Here is a 21,173-nt window from a genome sequence, read left to right on the forward strand (position 1 = left end):
CCAGCACAACCCCGGTCCGCATTCACAGCAAAAAAGTGACGTTTTAGTTAAGAACCTATTTTACCAGATAACGATACAACCGTTCGAGGAACGGTTTGATATCCGGAGGTTCTGCACCTTTCTCCCGGTTTCCGGCGCCGATCTCAAACGCCAGTCGCCACTGTTGGCAGAGAATTCGAAGTCCCTGAGATAAGCTATAGTGCTTATCGTAAATATTTGTTGACTCCGAGGTTACCCCATTTACTTCAATAATATCTATATCCTCTCCCCTCCTCAAATGGCTCGCTGTCGGTACCTTAATGTCCATCCGTCCAAAACAGAAACCAGGTACGGAGCTACAGATATTATTAAGGGTCTCTTTCAACGCCCCGCTCTTTAAAGAAGATCCTTCTTCGAAGACCGCTCCCCGGGCATGCGTTCCCAGCCTGACCACCGGCCATCGCTCTCCTTTTTCCGGTACCTCATATAACTGCTCCCTGTTTTGATTTAAATGGTATTTGGCAAGGGTCACGGCCTGGTTATCCGCTAAAATAAGTTCTTCGACCGTGCTCTGACCGTCCCCCACCACATACACGAGATGCTTAATGGTAATCGAGAAGATCTCCCCCTCTTTGCTATCCGGAAACCGGTAATAAAAGATCCCGTACTCCTGTCCCTCTATATATTCCTGGAGTATCAGTTTTTGCCGGCTCTCCCGGATGATACTTTCCAACTGAGGATAATTATCGATAATCCGCACCCCTTTTCCCCGCTCGCCCACATCCGGCTTTATGACCACCGGAAAAGTAAGGCCCAGCTGGTCCATAAACGCATGCGCCTTTCTGAGCCGCTCTTTTTCCGGCAAGGCACCCGGCAGGGTTATAAAGGGAGCGACGGACTGCCTGTCAAACTTTGACAGAATAGCTGATTTGGATTCCCCCGCAACCCCCCCGTCCGGAATCCCGGGATTGGCCAGGGTAAAGAGGGTGGGACATCGATACCGCCATCCCAGGTAGAGAATATAAAAAAACACGGGCATATAAAGCAGGAAAGAGGGCCAGTGCTGCCAGTGCGTCAACCGGCGATAACGGGAAACCAGGAAACGGCGTCCCCTGTAACTAAACGCCGGGATGATCGCCTTGGCGATGATAATCAATAGCAGTATAAGAGCCAAAAAGGCCCAAAGGGCATAATCCTGGTACAGCGAAAAATACCGGAGCAGTTCATTCCCCAGCAGTTGCGAGATACCGACCAGTATGGGCGTCCATACCACGGCAGCAAGTAAAAAATAAAAAATAAACATCCAAAAGCCGGCCCTGATCACTCCCGCACTAAAGTAGGTGGGCAGCCGGCTGCCCGGCAAAAAACGGCTCGCCATAATAATCATGGGTCCCCTCCTCTTAAACCACTCGGCGCTCTTATCCAGATCGCCTTCCGAGATCATCCACTTAAAGGGAGCCTGGCGGATGGCTTTCCTGCCGACAAAGCGACCCGCCAGGTACAGCCCCACATCCCCGATAAAAATACCGGTCAGGCAAGCCAGGGTGGCCGGCCAGAAGCCAATGAGCCCGCGCGCCGCCAACAGGCCGGCCCCTATGCAGGTCAAATCCTCACTGACCAGCGTCGCCAGTATGATAATGAGCATAATAATCATCAGGGAGATCCCCTCGAACCTGGCAAAGTCGACATTTGAGAACGGTTTCGCTGCTTCTGCGAGCCGTTTCTGCGACGCATTTTCCCCGGTACGGGCTTCGCCTGCTTCCACGCTTTCGACAAACATACGAATATCATTGGCTACCGAATCGTTGTGTGTTTCGGTGATCTCGTGATCAGCCTTGTAAAGCTGCAGCTCACTTTGCGGGACAATCCGGTGGTGCTCACGGGCCACGGCATCAGGCACGAGCGGGTCATCTGTGCCATGCACAATCAGCATCGGCTTTTTGTACGATTTGAGGTAGGAACGAATGGGACGCTGGTCAGACTCATAATAGCTCTTGGCGTAGGGCACGTTGATATCCAGGGCGTTAAAAAGTCCGAAGTGAGGAACGGCATTATGCAACAGCCAGACGGCTCCCAGCTGTATGCCATGGACAGCATGATTTAGCGTATAACCGCCCAGCAGTTCCAGCTCCTGAACTCCAATGGATGCGATTAGCGTCACGGACCGGATACGACTGGTATCGTCGTGTGCCCAATGGATAGCGCTGGCTCCTCCCAGCCCGTATCCCACCAGATGGACGTTGGCAATGCCAAGCGTATCCGCAAGCTGCCGGGAATAATCGGCCAGCGCCCGAAACGAATAATCGGGCAGCTGTTCACCCGACCTCGCATGCCCCGGCAGATGGGGGATAATAAGCCTGAAGTCCTCCTTAAGTCTGGAAATCAGCGGGTCAAAGACCTCCGGTCCTTCCGGCCCGCCGGGTAACAACACAACGGCCGGTTTATGTGCATCCGCACCTGCGGAAAGATACTCATACGCTATGAGTGCCTTGTCACCAGTCCATTTTCCCTCTTCCGAAACCGCTTTGAGCGCAATCCGCTGACCGGCTTCATCCCCGGGACTCACGGGACTTTCAAAAAGCCAAAGGGAAAGATGAGAAAGCAATAACAGTCCCCCGTACAGCAACAGGTATTTTCTCCATCCTCTGAAGGCAGAAGGTAACGCACTCATAGCTGAATATGCGGTTTTTCTGTTCTGGGTTGCACCACCGGATGGAAATCATCCGAAACAGCCTGCCGGAGACGGCTGGCTAACATTTTGCGATCGGATTCAATCAACTTCCTTTTTCCGAACGTAATGGTTGCTTCAAAGCCGGGCAGGGTCAACAGTTCCCAAAAATGACTGAAAAACGGCATCTCGCCCCACCAACAAATATGCGTATGAGCGGGGGTTTCCGGATCATAGCTTCTATAAGTCACGGTGGCATAGCTTACCGGTATTGCGGATGAGGCAGGGAATTCAAGCAGTGACGCATGAAATGGTTTCACTTCCGCTCCCCTGCTGCTTGTACCCTCGGGAAATATAATCACGCCCTGGTCATTGGTGATAGCGGAAGCAATCAGGGCGTTTACCCGTTGAACGTCGCGTCTTACCTTCCGGTCTATAAAAATAACGCCGAGCGTGCGGGTCGCCCAACCGAAGAAAGGCCAGGATCGCACCTCGCTTTTTGCTATGAAGGTGCCATCCAGACAGAGCCAAAGCGGTACAACGTCCATATAACTTAAATGGTTGGATACCAGAAAGAAAGGAGATTCAGGGGGGCTTCCTTTCAGGTGAATGCGCATGCCTGTGATTTTACTGACCAGCCAGGCCCAGTATCCGATGACAGTGTTCTTCCACTGCACGGCCCTTCTGCGTGAGACTATCCCGACTGACAGATTTCCCGCCGCAACCAGCAATACGGTCATCAGCGACGTAATAAAGAAAGCTATAAGCCGTATGCCCCCTCGTATTTTTGCTCTCATAGGCGATAAGATAGCAACTCCTTATTTAAAAAATAGTGTCCTTGTCTGCTCATCAAGTTTGGTAATATCAACAATAATCAAATAATCGATGGTTTTGAAGCTGGAATCCAGTGCCGGGTTGGAAAGCACTTTTGCCCCTAAACTTAGGTACAGCCTGAAAAGCTGAGGAAGTTCCACCTCATGCTGTGTCTCCCCGGTGTCATAGTTCCTCTTGGGACAGTCGAAGACCGGCGTTGGAACAAGGGTATATGTTTCATGAACATGATTATTGTGGACCAGGTAGTCCATGACGGCCCACCCCTCCCCCGGATCGGTACTGTTAATCGAACAGCACCCTATCAGATATCTTGCCGATTTCATCTTGATATATTCGGCAATGCCCCGCCACAGCAGGTACAGCACGCGCCCGTTCCGGTGGTCTTTATGGATACATGCACGTCCCACTTCCACGGACTCACTGAGCATCTCTTCGGGGAGCTCGGAAAGGGTGAACTCTTCGGCGGTATAAAACCCATGTTGTTGACGGGCCTTTTGATAATCCTGCATGCGATACGTGCCGATAATCTGTTCGGTCTTTCGATCCACTACCAGCAGGTGATCGCACTGCGCATCGTACCGGTCCACATCCAGCCTGTTGGAATGCGAGGATTCTAATCCCTCCCCCAGTTCGATGTTAAAGATTGAATAGCGCAGGGCCTGTGCTTTGCGGATGTCTTCTTCCGTTTTTGCCAGTCGAACTGCATACCTGTTGCTGATAAATAAAGAAGTAGGGTCATTTGCCAGCACGGAAATATATGTTTGGTTATTTCATAGCCTTTCACTGTCAGAAGGCATTGCAAAACGGTCTTTTATTCTCCAAAATATTCGCTATCCGGAGGTTAAAATCCTCCCATATACTCAATATGCTGCGGTTTTTAACAATTATCCGGCTTTGATCTTAACCAAAATCCTTGTTTTGCAACGCTTTCCGTTAAGATAAGATAAATTTGACCTTTTAAAATAACGGTATTGTTAAGATACTCATGGTTGCCGGGATAGGTACGGACCTTTATTCTTTAGTCCATCTTCCGGCTTTTAATATAAGTAATCCGTATTTCTAACCATAAAATTGGCCAGACATGACGAACGAATATAAGTGAATGTGATTTTGAGTGAGAAATACGGGACAGCATGGCCACCCCGGGAATGTGCTCTATACTCGCTGACTTCCGGATCAGTCCCACCGGTACCTATATCCATATCAAAAACCCGGGAAAAAGTAATTAATCAGAAATTTAATGGCATAGACCAACGCTACCGCTCCCGCTGTAAACAAGAGCACTGATATGGCAATAGCCTTGCCTTCAGACATTTCCTTCCTGGGAGGTGACTTCTTTTTATTAGCCATAATCTTTATATCCGTAGGTTAACATGAACCGTACAGGCAATCTATCAGCCCGCATCAACAGTTGCAACTATTGATAGCAAAAATTCACTTTCCATCTCCCGTTTTTTCATCTATTATTAGTATGAGTTTTAGATCCGGATAAAGGTAAATAACGATATGAATCATTCAATAACCATTGAGGAACAACGGCATCAGGTATGGAAAACGGGAACGGTTACCGCCGGGACACTCACTATTCTCTTTGGTTTTCTTTTTTGGTATCAGTCTGATCCCCTCTGGGTGGGCATCCTGCGCCTGATAGCTTTCATATTCTTTTCACTGACCGTTTTTGGTGCTCTTAAATTGCTCGACGGTCCCGTAAGCATCACCATTACCAGCACGCCCACTCACATACAAGTCAACTACCGGCAGAATGAAAAGACCGTTCAGGAGGAGGAGTTCGAACAGTCCACTATTGAAGACTTTGTCCTTTCCACGGGGGATAAGTCCCCACTGAAGCATTACCTGCAGCCTCGCTCAGCAACGCTGAAGGTCCGATTCAATGACGGCCATCGCGACCTGCACCTTTTTGAATACAGTGGTCGCACCCTGTTTTTTGACGAATCGATGCTATCGGAGGTTCAGGACTTTTTACATGCTCATCATAAACACAAAGAGCGTTCGGAAGCAGAGTAACCTCTGAAACTACTGCGCTAATTGCGCACAGGTTGCGGATACACGGCCGGACTCCTATTGTCGTACTGGTCGACGGCTCGTACCCCGAAAAGGTAGTTGTCTTTCGAAACGCCTTCAATGGTAAACCGTGTGGTATCTCCCGCAAACCGGCTATGCTCCCAAAACGTCTGGTTCGTCGGCCGCCATACGATTTCGTACCCTTTCAGGTCCGGCTCCTCATTGGGTGTCCACAACAGCGTCGTATTATTTTCAAGTTTCGATACATCGATCCCCACTTCTCGGGGACGAGCGGGCGCGTTGGCAAGGGTCGCGAGGACTGCTGCGTTAAGTTTTGTAATCTTGCCGACATAAGCGTAATCTACAAATTCCGGCAGATCGCCATACTGCACGCCGTTCACCACTCGCACATCCTGATGTTGACGCTCATAAAATTCATGGGGTTCACTAAATCGCACGGCAGGATATCCCCGATCCAAAAAAGGAGAATGGTCCCCCCCGCGAAGGTATCGATCTTTTCGATAGATGACATTCACGTTCAGGTCGGGCATATACTCCTCTCCCACCCTGTGTATAAAACGCCCGAGCTGTCGTGCAGGCGTATCATTTTCACCGCCCGTGGCCAGTAACATCCGATGCTCATCGGAGAGGGAGTCCTCCGGGGGGATGCCCTGGGCAAAAACGCGCACTTCATCATCATGAACGGAGCCGTCAGCGCTTTTAATGGTATTACCTATAATATCATTGGTAAACATGGCCGCGATATTCAACTCGCGACTTTTCGCCTGTTCTGCATAATGGGAGGAACCCAACAGTCCCTGCTCTTCGCCGGCAACGGCCATAAAAATGATAGTCGCATCGAATTCGAGTGTTGACATAACCCGCGCCAGCTCCATCACTGCCGCTGTTCCCGATGCGTCATCATTGGCTCCGGGGGCATAGCTGGTATCATCCATCACATCCGAAACGCGTGAATCGTAGTGACCGCTGACCACATACTTGCGCTCCTTGCTCTCCAGCTGAGTTCCCGGCAATACGCCTATGATATTGACAATCCTGGTTGGCTTATCCAGGCGGGCATGGTCTGTTTCAAGATGACTCTCATAAGAGACCCGGAGCCGGTTACCCGAAGCCTGACTATATTGCTGGAATTTATCATAAATCCACCTCCGGGCGGCCCCGATACCAGTTGAATCGCTGGTCGTATCCGAAGTGGTGTGACGAGTATGGAAATTCGCAAGCGTTCGGATATTCGATTCAATAGAGTCGACCGAAATCTCATTAAAAACACGGTTAATTTTTGGGTCCGTAGAATTTTTCTTTTCCTGATCGACTTCATCGCCACAACCCGCAGACATGGACATAAAGAACCAGCATAATAACGCGAAAAAAACAGATAATTTTCTTTGAAAGATTTCCATAGTTTGCTGCCCTGTAATATTACAGAATATTTCCCGGCCACCGTTTTGTGCGGTGACAGGATTAAAAAAGATTTACCGGTATTTCGGCCCCACGTCCTGCAATCGGTGAGCAAGGTACACTGGCAGGAGCTATTGCTGTTTAAACCGGCCATACAAGAGGATTTCCCCTTGTCCTGTAGCCGCACAATACATAGTATAGAATAAGAGACTCTTCATCCAAATGTTGTAAAACATTTTATAAGATTTGCAAAGCAACGATTATTTCCGCAACCTATATCTGTAACTTTTAACAAACATAACCGGAACTTATGTATTTTGTAAAAGAGATACTCTTGACAGGCATTGCCATTGCCGTAGTCGGCGGTTGCAGCTCAAAAGCCAACGAACCCGATCAACTGCCACCCACGGGAGAAGAATTAGCTATGAAATTTATTATTGTTGACGGTCATATCGACGTTCCCTACCGGCTGGAGAACAACTGGGAGGATATCTCGCAAAAAACGAACAGCGGTGACTTTGATTACCCTCGTGCCCGGAAAGGCGGGCTCGACGCCCCCTTCATGTCTATCTATATTCCCGCCCGTTACCAGCAAACCGGGGGAGCTAAAGCGGTAGCCGACAGTCTGATTAACCTGGTCACCGGCATTGCGGATGACCATCCGGATAAGTTCGCCCTGGCTACCTCCCCTGAAGATATCCGGCGGCAGTTCAAAGAGGGACTCATTTCATTGCCGATGGGCATGGAAAATGGCGCTCCAATAGGAACCGACCTCTCTAATCTGGAATATTTCTATGACCGCGGCATACGATACATTACGCTCACCCATTCAGAGGACAATCAAATAAGCGACTCTTCCTACGACATGAGTGAAGATACCCATGAAGGACTCAGTGATTTCGGCAGGAAGGTCGTTAAAGAAATGAACCGGCTGGGCATGATGGTGGATGTCTCGCATATTACTGACGAAGCTTTTTTTGATGTTATTGGAACGACACAAGCACCAGTCGTGGCCACTCACACTTCATGCCGTCACTTTACACCCGGGTTCGAGCGTAATATGGGCGATTCCCTTATCAGACGTTTAGCTGAAAATGACGGGGTCATAATGATAAACTTCGGCTCCACCTTCCTGGACAGTGCTTCTGCCAATAGCGCTGAAAGAGTACGCGACCAGATTGACAAGAAGATTGCGGAGCGGGACTTGGAACCGGGAAGTGAGGAGGCGCGTACCTTCCGTGCCAGCTATTTCGAAGAACATTTTGCATTCAGTACGGTCGAAAAGGTCGCGGATCACATCGATCATGTCGTCGATCTTGTCGGAATAGATCACGTAGGTTTGGGATCCGACTATGACGGGGTTGGCAACACCCTGCCGGTCGGACTAAAGGATGTCTCCACCTATCCCAACCTGCTTTCCGAGCTCCTTGACAGAGGGTATACCGAGGATGAGATCCAAAAAATATGTTCCGGCAATATTTTCAGAGTGTGGAACCGGGTCGAAGAGATAGCTCAAGAACTGCAGAAGGACAGGTAATAAGCATGAATAAGCGATACGCATCAAATAATCTGTAATCGAAGATACATAAGGTTCGTCAAACCTGCGGACGTGACCGGTCCCAACTCAACCGTTAAAACATTATGAATTACGCCCCCCCTACACAACCTACGCTGCTACTAAACGAAGCAATCTGTCGCGCTAATATACAACGCATGGCTCAAAAAGCGCACCAGCACGACCTGCAGTTCAAACCTCATATGAAAACCCACCAATCGGCAGAAATCGGTGAGTGGCTGAGGGATTACGGGACGGAGGCTATCACCGTTTCCTCGGTAAGCATGGCCTCTTATTTTGCCAGGCACGGGTGGCATGATATAACCATTGCTTTCCCCTGTAACCTCCGGGAAACCGAGTCCATTAATGCACTGGCCGGCAATGTTTCCCTGACACTGCTGGTAAACAGCCTATCCACCGCCCGGACGCTGCAGAGGCAGCTGGTCCATCACGTTGAAGTATATATAGAACTCGATACCGGGGCGGGAAGAACCGGACTTCCTCCTTCCGACGTAACGGACATCACTCCGCTGGTAGATTACCTGACAGATGAAGATACAAACATGCTTCAATGGAAGGGGTTTTACTCTCATCCGGGACACTCTTATGATGCCCGGACGAACAAAGAAATCCATGCTGTCCACCAGTCGGTCCTGGATCAGATAAATAGCCTGCAAAATGAATTACGTTCTGTCTATGGCGATTTTGAGGTATGCATCGGTGATACGCCCTGCTGCTCAGCAGGTACCGATTTCAGAGGCATCGATGCCGTAAGTCCCGGTAATTTCGTCTTTTATGACTTGATGCAGGCCCGGATCGGCAGTTGTTCCGTCAGCGATATTGCCACGGCTGTAGTTTGCCCCGTCGTCGACCGCTATGCCGATCGCAACCAATTGGCCATCTACGGGGGTGCCATCCACTTTTCAAAAGAGTCCCTCACAGAAAATGGATCCACACACTACGGGCAAGCAGCCACGACAAATGGACAGGCGTGGTCTGTACCTGACCCGGATACCTGCCTGGCACGATTGTCACAAGAGCACGGCATTGTTCAATGTTCGCCACAGACCTTCGAACGGTTTTCTATCGGAGATCTCATTTCGATACTCCCCGTCCATTCCTGTCTGACCGCTCACCTGCTGGGACGGTTTCAACTGGTGAGTAACGGGAAAAGGATTGAACAGTTTGGCTGAAATATAATTTCCTGTTCTGCCCGTCAGTATTTATTATATTCACTACAGGTTAATCGGAGATCAACTGAGACCAGCGTGGGTCTTGTTAATAGAGGGTTTTGAATAACCAGGGGTTTTGTTCAACAGCAACTCCTGAGCGATTTTAAAACCGCAGTGTATACACAATACTGAGGATGTTGAAATCGCAAAAATGAAGCATTGGGTAAAACAACGGTTTTACAAAAGCCTCTAATACTCTTTTTCGAAATCAGAAACAGATTGTTCATGGATATTCAAACGGCTGACAATAAATTTCAAAGCGTCAAGTTCGGAGACTCATCATTTGAAGAGCTCAAAAATGAGCTGGCCCGGACTGCCGATCACGAGCAACATCATCTGTCCCTGTTTTTGGGACTGTATGAACCTCATAAACAAAAGGCGTTGAATGAAATAGCTGCCAAACTGGATAGAGAGGTTGAAACCATACGTACGGATAAACTGGTTTCAACGATTGAATCTGAAACCTTTGATAACCTGGATACGCTCTTCAGTGGATTATCCCAGTCGGATGTCATTCTCTACTTCAAAAACGGCGGGAAACTCTGCGGCACGTATACCGGCTATTCCCACTCCCGCGTCAAATACGCTACGCCCCAGGAGCGCTATTTTTTAAAAAAGGTCAAACAATTCAACGGGCTTGTCATCGTGGATATAGAAGAATTTACCGATGCCGATATGACCCTGCGGCGGGCAGCACAATCCGTGGTTTCTTTTTTCCTGCCCGGGTCCCGGTGGCAGCGGTTTATCTGGCACCTCAAAAATTACAGCTTTCACGGGGTTGAGCTCAAGACCAAGCGGCCGGAGGCCTACGGGGAAGCGAGCTGATTCCCCGTACTTGTTTCCATTTCCGGCCTTGCCAAACTGCCGGAAAGCAAATAGTGGTGGTTTTTCCTTTGGTATTGATATAAGCTGAAAGAACTCCTATTTTCGAGAATTATGAAAAAACCTCAGCGACCACTCCCTACCGATTGTTGTGGCAGCGGATGCACCCGTTGCGTATATGACCTCTATGAGGATCAAAAGATCCAGTATGAAATGTGGAAAAAAGAACAGCAACAGGATGAAGAAAAACCAAATCAATAAGCAGCTCTATCATGGCTATTAAAATAAGAAAAGAGACCGGCGGGCGACGCGGGAAGACCGTAACAATGATCAGCAATATCAAGCATAATCCCCAGGTCATTGAAGACCTCGAGAAAAAGCTTAAAAAACACTGCGGAGCCGGTGGCACCAGTTATGCAAAAACGATTGAAATTCAGGGAGATCATGTGGATAAAGTCCGCAAGTTTCTTGAAAAAGAGGGCTTCAGCGTCAACTGATTGCATGGCTTCAGACTGAATTTCTGCCGATTCTATGTCCCAGGGCATGGCTGGGGGCCGCCTGATAGCCTCCTTATTATAAACCGTCCCTGACCTGCTCCCGGGACGGTATTGCAGAGACCCCACAAAAAGAACATACATTTATTGAATAAGAGACTACGACACAATGAATCTTGACATACCAGAGGAACAGTTCCGGGAAATTCTTGAACAGATTAAAAGTGACGACAGTCCCGTAGGCATTGATGCGGGAAAAACACATGTACTCATACTGCAGAAGCTTTTGGATATTGAAAGCCGTCTTGAGGAGTTGGAAAAAGCGTTCTCAAATAATGATTAGCCGTGGACTGCTATCAATTCAACGCACTGGTCCGTCATACCATCCTGTCTTAGTTCAGAGCACATAACGAGATCAGAATTCAGGGTAATAATCGTAATAATACGATGCCCTAAACGGCGGGGCAACTTGCATATCTCGCCCACTGCATTCTAACGTGCAAAAATAATGGGGAAATAGGAATTACTATACGTTCACCAACACAAAAAGGATCTAAAGCATAGATTTATAATATTGATAGTAGGTATTGATAACATATAAGCCTACTACCATCTGTATCAACGCCGTTAACAGTACAAAAATCCATATCCATACCAAAGAGAGCGACCAGCCGACAACAGCCCACATAAATACATTTATTACCCCCATTATCCCAGCAAACAGGAGCATGTCGACTGATGAGGGAGTAATCAGGTCCATGACACTCTTTACATAAGACCATGATTTGTGCCGGTATCCAGCTTTAAGAAGTTTAGGAATATAATGCCTGATAGTCGAGATCCAACCCGTCTTGCAATTTTCTTTCCTTTTAAATTTGTTTTTTGCTGGCATTGTCGGTATCTCAGTCAAAAGAACGGCCTCCTGTACAAAGTCAATTTCTATACCCTTCAGCTGTAGCTTTAGCCCATAACCGATATCATCAGCCGCAGAGTCAAGCAACCATGGATTACTGCGTAGCGTCTCCGTTTTAAAACAGATCCCATTGCCCCGGTACTCTCTACAAAAACCGAACAGTTTTCTACCCAGTGGTTTCAATAAATTGTGAAGTAAAAAATTAATTTGTTTAACTCTTTTAGCTTCAAGTCCAGATTGCGGTAACATAAGATTACTACTCTGGATAACGTCGCTGCCCTTATCCAGATAAAAATTCATTACATCCAAATAATTACCGGAAACCAAACTATATGATTCAATTACCAATATAGCATCATAGGTTTTGTCGACCTGCAAAATTTTTTCAAATGCTCCCTGTAGATTACGACTATCCGATTGCCGGGAAGATCCATTATTACTCAGGACATTTGCTCCCATCTCGCGGGCAATATTAATGGCGTCTTTCGATAGATTATCTCCTATCAAAAAGACATCGTATAGATTTTTCGGGTATACCAGTCCAAACAAACTGTATAATGACTTGGATATCATTTGCTCATTTTTTGGGGCAGGCATTATAATTGCAAACTGGCGATTTTGCACCGAATTAAAAGCAATTTTATTTCTCACTTTTAAGGCCTGAATACTCAGTGTTAATTGATAACCAAGTAAAATCATCATCAGAATCCCTATGCCGTATTGTATTACTTCAATAAATATCATTTAACCTACCTTTCTATCTGCTTCAATCTTATTCAGCGAAATAACTGGTTGTATTTTATTTATAAATATTCAAATTCAGATATACTGAACGCTGGGTTTTAACGGAGCATTAGTTTCAAAATTTCAGATACCCTAAAATGATAATCTGCCTGTCCCTGACCTTATCAAACAGGATCCTATTGCTACCAATTTTAAAAACGTCAAACGAATTACTAATCAAAATTACAGTCTACCCTTTTATCACATTACATCACTATCTATTCCATTTATGAGGCAACAAATGTGCCAAGAAGTTTGGGATATAATAATTTGTCTTTTAAAACACGTTAAAGCGACTTTGACAATATATCTTCAGGCAATGAAGTAACTTTTATTCTCACTGTACGTCCTATGTGTAAAATATGTACGTACTGTAACTTCTACTGACCAGTCGTTTCAAACTGATTAACTTATAATCGTACCCTCATACATGGGCATTTTGAAAAATCATAGATATGATTTTTTTTCGGAGAACTGGAGAAATATTCGATAAAAGAGGCAAAAAAATTAGTCGGCGGTCGTGCGGATGAACGTAATCTTACTTGTAAAAGGAGCATGCTCCTAATTGTTATAATCGATCCAATAAGCCCTTCAGACACTATTAGGATTCCCTGCACGGGAGATAATATTGCTATGAAACTATGATACACATTGAGGATATCCTGTGAAATTTATTCACAGAGGGATAGCGAATTTCAGGGGAATCTTACCCACCACCATATGAGTTGCTTCAGGAATATGCATCTATATACAGTGATACTATGCAATCGAAGCTGCTGAAAGTTTGGCACATTAATTGTATTAATTAATGTAAGCTATCCCAGTATTACACAGACTATATCCTGATAACAAAGGATTTTAAAAGAAAGGCAAGCAGGGATTGAAATAAGGCTCTTAAGGTTACTCAACCTTTCTGAGGATGGGTAGGCTCAGCTTTTAATTTCACCTTCACGGCGGAAGAAAATAGAGTTCAGTTCAAAATTATCGGTGGATACATTAAAGATTGGAAAACAATCGGAATATTTATCAGACCAGGTAATCAGTACCATACATTTATTGACCGTTTCACATTATAGAATATTAGAATCGAATAAGCTTCTAAAACCCAAATCATTTTATTTAACCATTTATCAACCATGGTAACGACAAAATCTGTTATTAAAAAACCCTTGCTGAATGATATAGAAAAGTCTTCGAAAAGTCTTCTCATGCAAGATATTTTTTATAAAATCCTGCGACTGGCCAAAATAGACACACCAGTGATATTAGTTGGTGAAATAGGATCCGGTACAAAGAGATTGGCACATGTTATCCATAAAAACAGCGACAGGGCGTTAGCACCCTTTCATACGTTTAATTGTTTAGGTATACGGGAAGAAGAATACAAAGATGCCTTTTGGGGACAGCTACAGTTTGATGATAATCATCTTTCTCTTAAATACGATCTCCTTGAAAAAGCGGTAGGAGGTATTCTTTATCTTGATCAATTTTCTGAGCTTTCGCCAAGCTTAATGCTGAATATTCTTGATTCCTATCAAAAAGGTTGCAAGCAGTTATTTCGGCATAATAAGCAAGCTAAACCCAGACTTATCCTTTCTTTTAACCAAGAGTCATATCACAAAATTCTGACTCATTCCATCTGGGAAAAGTTACTCGGTGAACTAAACCCGGTAGTTCTGATGCTTCCACCCCTACGTGAGCGTAAAGAAGACATACCTATATTGATTGATCATTTCATAAAAGAGATAAAAACGAATTATCCCGATTATAAAGATTTAAACATATCTTCCCGGGCTCTTATAGAATGTTATGACTATCATTGGCCAGGTAATATACTGCAGCTTAAAAATGCTATCTTTCACGGTGCTATTCTTTCACACGGACAGACAATTGAATTAGAGCACCTGCCTTTTTCGATGAGCTGGAAATCTCCGTATACCATACATAAGAATAATACCTCCCTTTAAGTCCCGGTACCGTCTACTACGTTCGTCCAACGGCGACGAGGTAAATGGGAATGACCAATGCCGTTCGAACGGCTTTATCAGGAGCTGATACATCCGCAGCAAACCGGTGTGATTTTCCCAACCTCAACAGCTGCTTGCGGCTGTTTGGAGCTATGCTCAGAGAATAGCAGAAGGATTGGAGCACAGGCCGAGAGTACCAATATAATTTGAACCGGTAGCTGTCTCGCTAACTGGATTAAAAAAGTCTGCAGAAATTGCCGGGTTGCTATACCTTAATCAATCAGGTTTTGGTCCAGGGCATAGCGGGTAAATTCCACATTCGATTTCAACTTCATTTTTTCTTTTATACGAAATCGATAGGTGTGAATGGTCTGTACGCTCAAAGATAATTCGTTGGCAATTTCATTTACTTCCTTACCTGAAGCTATCATACACATAATTTGATACTCCCGGTCCGAAAGTGTTTCATGCAATGGCTTATTGCCGTTCATGTCCATACTACTAACCAGCTGTTCAGCCACATCCTGGCTGATATATTTTTTATTGTGAATAACTATTCTTCGAATGGCTGTAATTAACTGTTCAGATATGCTTCGTTTATTCAAATAACCATGAGCCCCAGCCTTAAGTGTACGAACCGCAAAACGATCCTCAGGATGAATGCTTAATATCAGAACCGGCAAATCCGGATAGGAATCCTTTACTTCTTTCAGCACATCCAACCCGCTTTTGCCAAGCATGGCAATTTCAAGAATTAAAATATCGGGTTCCAACTCCCGTAGTTTATCCATGAGTTCATCTGCACCAGAAGCCTCTCCTATTACGTCAATATCAATTGTGCTTTGTTTTACTACTTTTTTCAGACCCTCCCGAACCAGGGGATGATCATCAGCTATAAATATATTTATCATGGTTATGTCTAAAGTTAATTTATTGCCCCTTCCAAATGATTTCGGTAACTATAACAGATGCTGTGGTATGCTGCATTATTATCCATTTTGCCATATCTCAACCACATTGAATTCCGGGCGAGAGTTTTAACCCTCTCAAATTTAATTTGAACTTCGGGCTGATTCCTTCGCCTAAAACCGATAGCTTTATAACAGGCCATTACTAATCTTTTCTTTGCGTATTCTGTACCGTTTAATGTTTTATTACGAGTAATTTTTCATCCTATCGATCCCCTGAGGGAGATAAAACCACATCAATTCCATCGCTAAAGAAAAAAATGGTTCCCGCAGATCTACGCCTCTCTTTAGTTTTCAGCAAATTCTTCTTAGTTTATTTTTCTATTTACCAGATTGTTTCTCAGTTGAACATGTACCCACACAAATAAGACAGATCTCTACTTTCAATATCGGAGTTCTGGTTTTCATTATTTATGTGAAACATTCTTTAAAGAACAATTACCATGCCAAAGCTAATTTATGGTAACCAGAAGCGTTTAAATTGATTAGAGACATTATTTTCTGCAGTATCACTGCGGATAATTTTCACATCCGTAACTGCACGTGAAAAAAGGTTACATCTCGGTCAAGCCGGATTTCTCACTTCCAAAAGATTGTTAGATAGGCAAAGTGAATGCTGACTGCGCTTTTACCAACTATTGAGGCAGCAGAGGTCTGATCCTTAATCGGCAAGCATAAAAGCTATAAGCAGGAGAGAATGGGAGTGACCATGCCATTTTTTGGTAGAACCTCAGCTAAGCGGTAGATTGCCGTCGGTAAATTATGACGACAAACAATTATGGCAAACCCAAAAAGACGAAATTACAATACAGTATTTAAACTGGACGTAATCCAGCAAAGTTGGCAGTCCCGATTATCATTATATTAATGATATATCCTTTTAAAATCCCTTATTTATCAACCCTCTTACATAAAATATCTATACAAACACCCATTACTTTCCTTCATATTTCTCCAGCTTGTTATGCAATGTCTTACGGCTAAATCCAAGAATTTTCGAAGCTTCCGTTTTATTATTATCCACAGAACTTAACGTCTGGTTAATAACCTTACGCTCCACCTCCTCTAAGCTTACGCCAACCGGTACCTGAATATAATTATCAAATTCACTTTTCTTTGGAGAAACCGGGTAAACCTTATCCCCTGCCTGCAGGTGGGAAGGAATCGCATCAGCCTGTACTTTTTCCCCTTCACACAACACCGCACAACGTTCTACGATATTTTTCAACTCCCGAACGTTTCCCGGCCAGCCATAGGACGTAAATATATCCATACATTCCTCCGAAAATTCGATGGGTTTCATATTGTAGGTGTCAGCAAAGTGATTCGAGAAATATGAAACTAATAGTGGGATATCCTCCCTGCGATTCCGAAGAGGTGGAATATAAAGCTCTATGACATTCAACCGGTAATATAGATCTTCCCGAAAATTGCCCGATTTAACCTCATCGATCAAAATTTTATTCGTGGCGGATATGATACTTACATCCACATTAATCTCCTTCTTACCACCTACCCTGCGGAATGACTGCATTTCAACAGCCCGTAAAAGCTTTACCTGCATATCTTTCGGCATCTCACCGATCTCATCCAGAAACAAAGTACTTTTATCAGCCAGTTCAAAACACCCTTTCTTTTTCTCACTGGCACCGGTGAAGGCTCCTTTTTCATGTCCGAAAAGTTCACTTTCCACGAGATCAGAAGGAATAGCCCCGCAATTGACCGAAATCATTTCCTTGTCACTCCTGGAACTGTAATAATGAGCCATGCGGGCCATCACTTCCTTCCCTGTCCCGTTTTCACCTGTAATCAGAAGTGTTGCCCTGGTTTTAGCTACCAGCTTGATTTTTGCCAACAATTCTTTCATTACCTGGTTTTGGGTAATGAATACCGGTTTTGTTTCTCCTCTTTCTTTTCCTGTTTTATCCTGATTATTGCCATTATTACTCTTAGTCATTATATGTTGTACCCTCTATCTTTTTTTTTGATATATGATTGCCAACTAATTTTGACGCCCTAAGTCTCCTGCTACTTAAGGTAAAATGAACGTCCTGATCTTACTGGAATACTCTCTCTTAAGAGCTTAGGCTAATTGTTTGTCACCCTCCAGCAATTTGTCTTAATCACTCTTTCTCTATATTATTTCGCGGCTTAAATTTAATAATTATCATTAAAGATGCAAGCAAAACTTCAATAAAGTTAATATATACATTGAATAATTAAAGCAATATCAATAACGATAGAAAAACAAAGACATCATAAAATATTTTCCGATACAGGCAGGGGTTAATTCTTATGTATTTTTTCCAGGGCTTTTTGTGCTGCATTTTGCTCCGCTTCTTTTTTGCTCTTCCCCACACCTTTGGCAACCGGTTTTTCATCCACATATACCTCAATTTCAAATGTTTTATCATGCCCCGGCCCCCGCTCGGATACAAGACTATAGGTGGGAATTTCCATTTGCCGGGCCTGTGCGAACTCTAACAACAGGCTTTTATAATTGTCCAGCGTAGTAGTAATGGTATCAAAATCAATATGACGGTCAATAATCCTGCGAACGAACAGTGACACAGGCTTATAGCCGGCATCCAGGTATAATGCGCCGATGAGGGCTTCAAAGACATCGGCAAGGATACTTTTTGAGTTCTCAATACCCTGTCCCTGCACCTGATCGGCAAGCAACATCAGTTCATTAAGCTGAAGCTTTCGGGCAAACATGGCTAACGTATCACCTTTGACAAGTTTTGCCCGTAATTTGGTAAGAAATCCCTCATTTTTTTCAGGAAACAGGTCGAAGATAATTTCAGTGACTATAAGATCCAAGACGGCATCACCCAGAAATTCCAACCGTTCGTAGGAGTCGGTGGGACCAAAATCATTCTCCACCAGCGTAGAACGGTGTCGCAGCGCCTGAACATAGATAAAGGGATTATCAACAGGCGTCTCTATGATCCGCTCAAGCTTGTCAATACGTTTTTTCAGCTCAGGAGATAGCTTCTTCTCTGATTTAAAAAGGTCCCTGAGCTTCTCAAACATGCTATTTATTCTTCGAACTTTTTAAACACAAGCGTCGTATTGTGTCCGCCAAATCCAAAAGCATTATTCAGAGCGTATGTGACGTCCCGAACCACAGCCTCATTAACCGTATAGTTTAGATCGCACTCTGGATCGGGTGTTTCATAATTGATGGTAGGCGGGATCATGCCATGATAGGTAGCCAGCATGGTAGCCAGTGCCTCCATGGCCCCGGCAGCACCAAGACTGTGTCCTGTCATCGATTTGGTGGAATTATGATTAATCTCATAGGCGTGCTCCCCAAAGACTTTTTTTATGGAGTTAGTCTCGGCAATATCTCCCAGGGGTGTCGAGGTTCCGTGCATATTGATGTGGTCGACATCTTCCGGCTCAATACCGGCTGCATCCAGCGCCCTGTTGATGGCCAGAATCACCCCTTCCCCGTCAGGGTCGGGTGCAGTAATATGATGGGCATCTGCTGAAAAACCATATCCGATGATCTCTCCGTAGATACGGGCTCCCCGTTCTTTGGCGTGTTCATATTCCTCGAGGAACAGGATTCCTGACCCTTCCCCGAGCACAAAGCCGTCCCGGTTTTTATCAAAAGGCCGCGAAGCCGTTTTGGGATCATCGTTGCGGTTCGACATGGCTCTCATAGAAGTGAATCCGGCCACGCCTATCCGCGAAACCGGGGCCTCCGACCCGCCTGAAACAGCCATTTCGCATTGACCGCTTTTGATAGAATCATATGCCAGACCTATATTATGGGATCCCGTCGCACAGGCCGAAACCGCACAAAAATTAGGGCCTTTAAAACCGTATTTGATGGAAATCTGTCCCGCGACCATGTCAGGTATGAGCATGGGAATAAAGAAAGGAGAAACGCCCCGGGGACCATGTTCATGAAAAGAGATGGATTGATCATAAAAGGTAATCATTCCACCGATTCCTGTACCCACAATAACGGCTATCCGGTCTTTATCAACTTTTTCAAGATCAAGACCTGTATCCTGAATCGCTTCTTCAGCGGCAATAAGCGCATATTGACATACTTTGTCCAGCCGCCGGGCCTCTTTACGGTCGAAATAATCGAGTTCGTCGTAATCTTCAATCTGGGCAGCAAATTTTGTCGGAAAGTCCTCAGTGTCAAAATGCTCGATGGGACGAGCGCCACTCTTTCCTGAAATTAATCCATTCCAGAAATCCGGTGCCGTCTTACCTACAGGGGTAAGGGCACCGATTCCGGTAATGACTACTCTACGGTCAGACATGCAAATAATTTAGCGTGTAAAAATTAAAGTATGCAGATGTATTCCTATACTTTATCCTGGAGATACTCCACAGCGTTACCTACCGTTGCAATATTTTCAGCATCCTCATCGGGAATACTAATATCGAATTCCTTTTCGAATTCCATTATAAGCTCAACGGTGTCAAGAGAGTCGGCACCAAGGTCATTGGTAAAATTTGCTTCGTGCGTTACTTCTTCTTCGTCAACACCTAATTTGTCAACGATAATTGCTTTTACTTTTGATTCTACGTCTTGTGACATAACTGTTTGTTTTAGCTTAAATTTAAGTTAATGAAGTAAGATAAAATCTGCCTACTTGCGTAAAGCATGGGCAGAAAATACAATTAAAATTAGTAAAAATACACTTTATGCAGCTACTCAATTAAAAAGGCTCATTCCTACATGGCCAGCCCGCCATCCACCCGGATGATTTCACCGGTAATGTACGAACTAAGGTCTGAAGCTAAAAATGCAACAGTGTGCGCTACCTCTTCTGCTTCCCCGGGCCGTCCCAGCGGTGTTTCCTCCTTAATACCCTCCAGGATATTATCATCCAGTTCACCGGTCATTTCTGTCGTGATATAGCCGGGCGCCACGACATTAGCACGAATACTGCGCGATGCCAGCTCTTTGGCGTATGATTTGGTAAACCCGATAATACCCGCTTTGGAAGCCGCATAGTTACTTTGCCCCGCATTACCGCTGAGGCCGACGACCGAACTGATATTAATGATGGATCCCCCACGGTTGCGCATCATCGGTTTCGCCGCAGCTTTGCTGTAGTTGAAAACACTTTTAAGATTGGTATCAATAACCTCGTCCCACTGCTCTTCGTTCATCCGCAGGATCAGGTTGTCACGGGTGATTCCGGCATTATTGACCAATATATCCAATTTTTCCCAGTCAGCGGTAATTTCGGAAATCACCCTTTCGGCTTTTTCATAGCTTACTGCGTCGGCCTGTATCGCCTTGGCCCTGCGACCTTTGGATTCGATTTCAGCTTTCACTTCATTGGCCGCATCAGCAGAGCTGACATAGGTGATCGTTACATCAGCCCCCAAATCAGCCAGTGTGACGGCAATAAATCGCCCGATCCCCCGGCTTCCACCGGTAACTAATGCTGTTTTTCCATTCAGTGATAATTCCATATACGATTATTGGTTATAATATTATAAGGATGCATTTCCATGTTAAGGTACATTGCATGATCA

General features: G+C 45.1%; 20 protein-coding genes. 8 read left to right on the top strand and 12 right to left on the bottom strand.

The features are described 5' to 3' along the window. Window positions 1–55: 55 nt before the first annotated feature. From BUB16_RS21110 to BUB16_RS21560, 4 genes are all read right to left on the bottom strand, one after another. A complete protein-coding gene (locus BUB16_RS21110) occupies window positions 56–2,650 on the bottom strand; it encodes an alpha/beta fold hydrolase (RefSeq protein WP_084088286.1) in 2,595 nt (864 codons plus the stop codon). Next, a complete protein-coding gene (locus BUB16_RS13445; protein WP_084088287.1) occupies window positions 2,647–3,444 on the bottom strand; it encodes a lysophospholipid acyltransferase family protein in 798 nt (265 codons plus the stop codon). Before BUB16_RS13445 ends, BUB16_RS21110 begins: the two co-directional genes overlap by 4 nt. Before the next feature lie 21 nt (window positions 3,445–3,465). After that, a complete protein-coding gene (locus tag BUB16_RS13450) occupies window positions 3,466–4,230 on the bottom strand; it encodes a GNAT family N-acetyltransferase (RefSeq protein WP_170864392.1) in 765 nt (254 codons plus the stop codon). A gap of 454 nt (window positions 4,231–4,684) precedes the next feature. After that, a complete protein-coding gene (locus BUB16_RS21560) occupies window positions 4,685–4,831 on the bottom strand; it encodes a hypothetical protein (protein WP_170864393.1) in 147 nt (48 codons plus the stop codon). 156 nt (window positions 4,832–4,987) lie between these two features. On the opposite strand from BUB16_RS21560, the gene BUB16_RS13455 reads away from it, so the two are divergent. Then, entirely contained in the window at window positions 4,988–5,506 is a 519-nt protein-coding gene (locus BUB16_RS13455) for a hypothetical protein (RefSeq protein ID WP_073065281.1), read from the top strand. Between the two features lie 17 nt (window positions 5,507–5,523). On the opposite strand, the gene BUB16_RS13460 is transcribed toward BUB16_RS13455, so the two are convergent. After that, window positions 5,524–6,867, bottom strand: a complete 1,344-nt coding sequence (locus BUB16_RS13460; RefSeq protein WP_073065422.1) for a M28 family metallopeptidase — start codon at window positions 6,865–6,867, stop codon at window positions 5,524–5,526. Between the two features lie 365 nt (window positions 6,868–7,232). Between BUB16_RS13460 and BUB16_RS13465 the strand changes: the two genes are divergently transcribed. From BUB16_RS13465 to BUB16_RS21565, 6 genes are all read left to right on the top strand, one after another. Continuing rightward, on the top strand, window positions 7,233–8,459 hold the full coding sequence (locus BUB16_RS13465) for a dipeptidase (protein WP_073065284.1): 1,227 nt from the start codon (window positions 7,233–7,235) through the stop codon (window positions 8,457–8,459). Between the two features lie 104 nt (window positions 8,460–8,563). Further along, window positions 8,564–9,670, top strand: coding sequence for an alanine racemase (locus BUB16_RS13470; RefSeq protein ID WP_073065287.1), 1,107 nt, complete (start codon window positions 8,564–8,566; stop codon window positions 9,668–9,670). A gap of 264 nt (window positions 9,671–9,934) precedes the next feature. Continuing rightward, a complete protein-coding gene (locus BUB16_RS13475) occupies window positions 9,935–10,534 on the top strand; it encodes a hypothetical protein (protein WP_073065290.1) in 600 nt (199 codons plus the stop codon). A 111-nt stretch (window positions 10,535–10,645) separates the two neighbouring features. Further along, window positions 10,646–10,792, top strand: coding sequence for an oxidoreductase-like domain-containing protein (locus tag BUB16_RS13480; RefSeq protein WP_084088289.1), 147 nt, complete (start codon window positions 10,646–10,648; stop codon window positions 10,790–10,792). An 11-nt stretch (window positions 10,793–10,803) separates the two neighbouring features. Next, on the top strand, window positions 10,804–11,028 hold the full coding sequence (locus BUB16_RS13485) for a translation initiation factor (protein WP_073065293.1): 225 nt from the start codon (window positions 10,804–10,806) through the stop codon (window positions 11,026–11,028). A 166-nt stretch (window positions 11,029–11,194) separates the two neighbouring features. Beyond that, complete coding sequence (locus BUB16_RS21565) at window positions 11,195–11,368, top strand: hypothetical protein (protein ID WP_170864394.1); 174 nt, start codon at window positions 11,195–11,197, stop codon at window positions 11,366–11,368. A gap of 210 nt (window positions 11,369–11,578) precedes the next feature. Here BUB16_RS21565 and BUB16_RS13490 read toward each other — a convergent pair whose 3' ends face one another. Further along, complete coding sequence (locus tag BUB16_RS13490) at window positions 11,579–12,682, bottom strand: glycosyltransferase (protein WP_073065296.1); 1,104 nt, start codon at window positions 12,680–12,682, stop codon at window positions 11,579–11,581. A gap of 1,175 nt (window positions 12,683–13,857) precedes the next feature. Between BUB16_RS13490 and BUB16_RS13495 the strand changes: the two genes are divergently transcribed. Further along, window positions 13,858–14,688 (top strand): sigma-54-dependent transcriptional regulator, encoded by an 831-nt coding sequence (locus BUB16_RS13495; protein WP_073065299.1) that lies wholly within the window; start codon window positions 13,858–13,860, stop codon window positions 14,686–14,688. A 272-nt stretch (window positions 14,689–14,960) separates the two neighbouring features. Here BUB16_RS13495 and BUB16_RS13500 read toward each other — a convergent pair whose 3' ends face one another. The 6 genes from BUB16_RS13500 to fabG form a co-directional block, all read right to left on the bottom strand. Continuing rightward, window positions 14,961–15,599 carry a response regulator gene (locus BUB16_RS13500; protein ID WP_073065303.1) on the bottom strand — a complete coding sequence of 213 codons (639 nt, stop codon included), beginning with the start codon at window positions 15,597–15,599 and terminating at the stop codon, window positions 14,961–14,963. A gap of 991 nt (window positions 15,600–16,590) precedes the next feature. After that, window positions 16,591–17,613, bottom strand: a complete 1,023-nt coding sequence (locus tag BUB16_RS13505) for a sigma-54 interaction domain-containing protein (protein ID WP_073065308.1) — start codon at window positions 17,611–17,613, stop codon at window positions 16,591–16,593. Window positions 17,614–17,942: 329 nt separating this feature from the next. After that, on the bottom strand, window positions 17,943–18,692 hold the full coding sequence (rnc, locus tag BUB16_RS13510; RefSeq protein WP_073065311.1) for a ribonuclease III: 750 nt from the start codon (window positions 18,690–18,692) through the stop codon (window positions 17,943–17,945). Window positions 18,693–18,697: 5 nt separating this feature from the next. Continuing rightward, window positions 18,698–19,942, bottom strand: a complete 1,245-nt coding sequence (fabF, locus tag BUB16_RS13515) for a beta-ketoacyl-ACP synthase II (RefSeq protein WP_073065314.1) — start codon at window positions 19,940–19,942, stop codon at window positions 18,698–18,700. 44 nt (window positions 19,943–19,986) lie between these two features. Beyond that, window positions 19,987–20,223: an acyl carrier protein gene (locus BUB16_RS13520; RefSeq protein ID WP_073065317.1), complete on the bottom strand. Its 237-nt coding sequence runs from the start codon at window positions 20,221–20,223 to the stop codon at window positions 19,987–19,989. A gap of 137 nt (window positions 20,224–20,360) precedes the next feature. Beyond that, window positions 20,361–21,110: a 3-oxoacyl-[acyl-carrier-protein] reductase gene (gene fabG, locus BUB16_RS13525; RefSeq protein ID WP_073065320.1), complete on the bottom strand. Its 750-nt coding sequence runs from the start codon at window positions 21,108–21,110 to the stop codon at window positions 20,361–20,363. Between the last annotated feature and the right edge of the window lie 63 nt (window positions 21,111–21,173).

Origin of the sequence: Fodinibius roseus (assembly GCF_900129315.1) — a bacterium.
GTDB classification, from domain to species: Bacteria; Bacteroidota; Rhodothermia; order Balneolales; family Balneolaceae; genus Fodinibius; species Fodinibius roseus.

What these genes read in the sequence shown, in the direction of transcription:
- BUB16_RS13475 (WP_073065290.1), top strand. Translation starts at nt 9,935, where the DNA reads ATGGATATTCAAACGGCTGACAATAAATTTCAAAGCGTCAAGTTCGGA.
- rnc (WP_073065311.1), bottom strand. Translation starts at nt 18,692, where the DNA reads ATGTTTGAGAAGCTCAGGGACCTTTTTAAATCAGAGAAGAAGCTATCT.
- BUB16_RS21110 (WP_084088286.1), bottom strand. Translation starts at nt 2,650, where the DNA reads ATGAGTGCGTTACCTTCTGCCTTCAGAGGATGGAGAAAATACCTGTTG.
- BUB16_RS13455 (WP_073065281.1), top strand. Translation starts at nt 4,988, where the DNA reads ATGAATCATTCAATAACCATTGAGGAACAACGGCATCAGGTATGGAAA.
- BUB16_RS13490 (WP_073065296.1), bottom strand. Translation starts at nt 12,682, where the DNA reads ATGATATTTATTGAAGTAATACAATACGGCATAGGGATTCTGATGATG.
- BUB16_RS21560 (WP_170864393.1), bottom strand. Translation starts at nt 4,831, where the DNA reads ATGGCTAATAAAAAGAAGTCACCTCCCAGGAAGGAAATGTCTGAAGGC.
- BUB16_RS13470 (WP_073065287.1), top strand. Translation starts at nt 8,564, where the DNA reads ATGAATTACGCCCCCCCTACACAACCTACGCTGCTACTAAACGAAGCA.
- BUB16_RS13500 (WP_073065303.1), bottom strand. Translation starts at nt 15,599, where the DNA reads ATGATAAATATATTTATAGCTGATGATCATCCCCTGGTTCGGGAGGGT.
- BUB16_RS13480 (WP_084088289.1), top strand. Translation starts at nt 10,646, where the DNA reads ATGAAAAAACCTCAGCGACCACTCCCTACCGATTGTTGTGGCAGCGGA.
- BUB16_RS21565 (WP_170864394.1), top strand. Translation starts at nt 11,195, where the DNA reads ATGAATCTTGACATACCAGAGGAACAGTTCCGGGAAATTCTTGAACAG.
- BUB16_RS13495 (WP_073065299.1), top strand. Translation starts at nt 13,858, where the DNA reads ATGGTAACGACAAAATCTGTTATTAAAAAACCCTTGCTGAATGATATA.
- BUB16_RS13485 (WP_073065293.1), top strand. Translation starts at nt 10,804, where the DNA reads ATGGCTATTAAAATAAGAAAAGAGACCGGCGGGCGACGCGGGAAGACC.
- BUB16_RS13520 (WP_073065317.1), bottom strand. Translation starts at nt 20,223, where the DNA reads ATGTCACAAGACGTAGAATCAAAAGTAAAAGCAATTATCGTTGACAAA.
- fabF (WP_073065314.1), bottom strand. Translation starts at nt 19,942, where the DNA reads ATGTCTGACCGTAGAGTAGTCATTACCGGAATCGGTGCCCTTACCCCT.
- BUB16_RS13460 (WP_073065422.1), bottom strand. Translation starts at nt 6,867, where the DNA reads ATGTCCATGTCTGCGGGTTGTGGCGATGAAGTCGATCAGGAAAAGAAA.
- BUB16_RS13465 (WP_073065284.1), top strand. Translation starts at nt 7,233, where the DNA reads ATGTATTTTGTAAAAGAGATACTCTTGACAGGCATTGCCATTGCCGTA.
- BUB16_RS13445 (WP_084088287.1), bottom strand. Translation starts at nt 3,444, where the DNA reads ATGAGAGCAAAAATACGAGGGGGCATACGGCTTATAGCTTTCTTTATT.
- fabG (WP_073065320.1), bottom strand. Translation starts at nt 21,110, where the DNA reads ATGGAATTATCACTGAATGGAAAAACAGCATTAGTTACCGGTGGAAGC.
- BUB16_RS13505 (WP_073065308.1), bottom strand. Translation starts at nt 17,613, where the DNA reads ATGACTAAGAGTAATAATGGCAATAATCAGGATAAAACAGGAAAAGAA.